Below are 3,804 nucleotides of genomic sequence, written 5' to 3'. Positions count from 1 at the left end.
CCCGANCCTGCTGGCGGCGGGCCCGCCGTCCCTGCGCCCGCCGAGACCGTCGAGCCCGACCCGGCGGGNGGCGAGCCGGCGAAGACCCGGGTGCTCGCCGACCGGTGGCATGTCGGATTCACCGACCTGGCCGGCGGGCAGGGCATGCTCGGCCAGGTCGGAGGGCCGCACCGCCGACGACGTCGCGTACTGGCTGGCCAGCCAGACACCGTCCTGGCGCGACCGGATCACCCACGTGGCGATCGACATGTGCACGGTGTTCGTCGCCGCGGTCCGCCGCTACCTGCCGGGCGCCACCCTGGTCGTCGACCACTTCCACGTCGTGAAACTCGCGAACGACGCCGTCACAGAGGCCCGCCGCCGGGTCACCACCCAGCTACGGGGCCGCCGCGGCCGCGACACCGACCCCGAATGGAAGATCCGTAACCTGCTGACCCGCAACCGCGAGAACCTCACCGACCGCCAGCTGACGAAACTGTGGAACACCCTCATCGACCTCGGCGAACCCGGCCAGACGATCCTGACCGCCTGGATCGCCAAGGAAGAACTACGCGCGCTGCTCGCACTCGCCCGCACCCACCCCGCCCGCACCGTGATCGCCTACCGGCTCACCAGGTTCTACACCTGGTGCGCCGACGCCGCCGTCCCCGAACTCGAACGCCTCGCCACCACGATCAGCACCTGGTGGACCTGCATCGAGGCGTTCCCGCACAGCGGCATCACCAACGCCGCCAGCGAAGGCCACAACCGGGTCGTCAAGCTCGACGCCCGCAACGCCTTCGGCTACCGCAACCCCGAAAACCAGCGGCTACGAACACGCTGCGCAACCNCCCGCCGAACCCGCAGATGCCTCAACCCCGCTTAACTTCGAAGAGCCAGCATAGAGCCTTTTCAATCTCTGTTTGTCTGATTCTTTCGGCCGTTGAGGATCGCCAATTGACGAATTGAACGGGCACTGGTTCCGGTCGTTCCTGGGGGTGTCCGGGAGGTTCGGTGCCGACCGCGAGGGCTTTCGGGACCTGGTGGCCCAGGTGTGTCTGGGCGAGGTCGGGGCGATCTTCGGGTTGGAGGTGTCCGGGCTGGCCCGCTCGTCGGCGGGCTTTGCCCGTCTGCTGGAGTTGGCTCGTCTGACGGATGCGCTGCTGGTGGACGCCGACGGTGTCTACGATCTCGCGGACATCAACGATCGTCTTCTGCTCGGCTTGAAAGGGTCGATGTCCGAGGTCGAGCTGCACCTTCTGGCTTGCCGGCTGCAGGGTGCCAAGCGGGCCGCGGCCGAACGCGGCGAGCTGCGTTTCCCGCTGCCGGTCGGCTACGGCTACGACGATGAGGGTGTCTGCGTGATCGACCCGGACCAGGAGGCGCAGGGGGTGGTCCGGGACCTGTTCGCGGCGTTCGCCGCGGGCGGTTCGGCGTTCCAGGTGGTGGCCGCGTTCGTTCGGCGGCGGTTCCCGCTGCGGGCCTATGGGGNCGTCTGGGCCGGGCAGTTGCGATGGGGCCGGCTGACGCACTCCTGGGCGCTGGGGGTGTTGTCCAACCCGTGCTATGCGGGCACCTACGTCTACGGCCGGTACGCCACCTGCCGCACCGTGTGCCCGGACGGCACCGTGCACACCGGGGTGCGGCTGCGCCCGCGCGAGCAGTGGCCCGTGGTGCGCCACGGCCACCACGAGAGCTACATCAGCTGGGAGGAGTATGTGGCCATCGAGGCGAGGCTTTCGGCCAACTGCACCCACCAGGGGGCCCGCCTGGTGCGGGAGGGCCTGGCCCTGTGCCAGGGGATCATGTTCTGTGGGTTGTGCGGGCGGCCGATGACGACCCGCTACTACCCACAGGGGCGGGCGGCCTACGGCTGCTCGTCGTCGCGCGCCGACCACGAGGCCACCCCCACCTGCCGGTCGATCCGCGCCGACGTCGTCGACGACGCGGTGGCCGGCCTGCTACTGGCCACGGTGTCGCCGGGGCAGATCGAACGGGCCCTGGCCGCCGCGGACGAGGTCACCGCCCGACAGTCCCGTTCCCACCGCGCGGCCGAGCTGGCCGTGGAACGCGCCCGCTACGACGCCGACCGCGCCGCTGGCGTTGGGCGCGGTGGAGCCGGAGAACCGGCTGGTCGCCCGCACCCTGGAGACCCGCTGGGAAGCCAGACTGTCCGCCTTGGCCGAAGCCGAGGCCGCCCTGGCCGCTGTCCGGGAGCGCAGGCCGGCGCTGCCGGACCGGGACGGCCTGCGCGCGCTGGCCGCGGACCTGCCTGGACTCTGGCACTGCCCGGACACCCGGGACCGGGACCGCAAGCGGCTGCTGCGCACCCTCATCTCGGATGTCACCCTGCTGCCCGAGACCGACCGGGCCCGCGCCCGGCTTGGGGTGCGCTGGCACACCGGCGCCACCGACGAACTCGCCCTGCGCAGACCGGCCACCTCGCCACAGGTGCGCAGGACCTCGGCCGCGGCCCGCCAGCTGATCGCCCGGCTCGGCCCGGACCATTCCGACGCCGAGATCGTCACCGCACTCGCCGATGCCGGGCTGACCACCGGGACCGGCCGTCCCTACGGCATCGCGGCCGTCGGCTGGGTCCGCCACACCTACAAGATCCCCGGGCGGTGTCCGTCCCGGGACGGGGAGATCTCCGTCGACCAGGTCGCGGCGATCCTCGGGATCACCGCCAACGCCGTCTACTACTGGCTCACCCACGACCGGCTGGCCGGCCGCAAGGATCTCTCCGGACGCTGGTGCATCCCCTGGAACGCCCAGGTCGAGGCCGCCTGTCGCCGCCAGATCGACGCCTCCGGCCACCTCATCCCCCGCACCCCCGGCCCCCGTGAGGTCCTGCCCGGCGAGATCACCGTCCAGGAAGCCGCCGCCCAACTCGACGTGCCCGACGCCGTCGCGAGGCTCGGGATTCCCNCCACACAGGTCTACTACTGGATCCGCCGCGGCTACCTGACCGCCCGCCGCATCCGTGAACGGGTCGCCATCCCGTGGAACCAGCAGGTCCAGACCGTCTGCCTCCACCGCGCCGCCCGCACCGTGACAGCCAACTTCACAACCCAAACAGCCACAGCAGAAGGTGCAGTATGAAGTCACCACGCCAACCGTCGCGGACAGGATCGCCCAGACGGTGGCGGCCGTGAGGCTGGAGGCGACGGTCGAACCGATCTTCCATCCGGGCTCCTACGGCTACCGGCCGGGAAGATCAGCCCTGGATGCGGTGGCGGCGTGCCGGCAACGGTGCTGGAAGACAGACTGGGTGATCGACCTCGACATCCAGGAGTTCTTCGACAGCGTGCCGTGGGATCTCGTGGTCAAAGCCGTGGAGGCACACACCAGCGACCGTTGGGTGGTGCTGTATGTGCAGCGGTGGCTGAAAGCACCGTTGCAGCTGCCCGACGGGACCTTGCGTGCACGAGACCGGGGGACCCCGCAGGGCTCTTCGATCTCACCCGTGCTGGCGAACCTGTTCATGCACTACGCGTTCGACGCGTGGCTGGCCCGGACCTACCCGGGCGTCGCGTTCGAGCGCTACGCCGACGACGCGATCGTGCACTGCGACAGCAGGAGTCGGGCTCGCCACGTGCTGGCCGCGCTCGACGACAGGATGGGACAGGTCGGACTGCGACCGCACCCGACCAAGACCAGGATCGTGTACTGCAAGGACAGCAACCGGCGCGGCTCCCATGAGCACACGTCGTTCACGTTCCTCGGCTACACCTTCCGCGCCCGCAAGGCACGCAGCAGGCACGGGAAGTTCTTCACGAACTTCCTGCCCGCGATCAGCAAGGAAGCCCAGAAGAAGGTCAGCGG

3 protein-coding genes and 1 pseudogene are annotated in these 3,804 nt (G+C 70.2%); 3 read left to right on the top strand and 1 reads right to left on the bottom strand.

Going from position 1 to position 3,804, the window contains the following annotated elements:
* The first annotated feature begins 193 nt into the window (after window positions 1-193).
* Both CED_RS24875 and CED_RS25660 read left to right on the top strand, forming a co-directional pair.
* Entirely contained in the window at window positions 194-865 is a 672-nt protein-coding gene (locus CED_RS24875; RefSeq protein WP_235187224.1) for a transposase, read from the top strand.
* Window positions 866-977: 112 nt separating this feature from the next.
* Window positions 978-1,877 (top strand): annotated as a pseudogene (locus tag CED_RS25660) (recombinase family protein); the annotation flags it as partial.
* On the opposite strand, the gene CED_RS25655 reads toward CED_RS25660, so the two are convergent.
* A complete protein-coding gene (locus tag CED_RS25655; RefSeq protein WP_235187227.1) occupies window positions 1,847-2,002 on the bottom strand; it encodes a hypothetical protein in 156 nt (51 codons plus the stop codon). The pseudogene CED_RS25660 and the gene CED_RS25655 overlap by 31 nt on opposite strands.
* Window positions 2,003-3,070: 1,068 nt before the next feature.
* Between CED_RS25655 and CED_RS20590 the strand changes: the two genes are divergently transcribed.
* Window positions 3,071-3,804: reverse transcriptase domain-containing protein (locus CED_RS20590; RefSeq protein WP_084680892.1), on the top strand; the 734-nt coding region annotated here is incomplete at its 3' end.

The sequence above is a fragment of the Frankia sp. CeD genome (assembly GCF_000732115.1).
Taxonomy (GTDB): domain Bacteria; phylum Actinomycetota; class Actinomycetes; order Frankiales; family Frankiaceae; genus Frankia; species Frankia casuarinae.
Note: the sequence above shows the minus strand (reverse complement) of the source record. Positions and strands in the feature narration are given on the sequence as shown.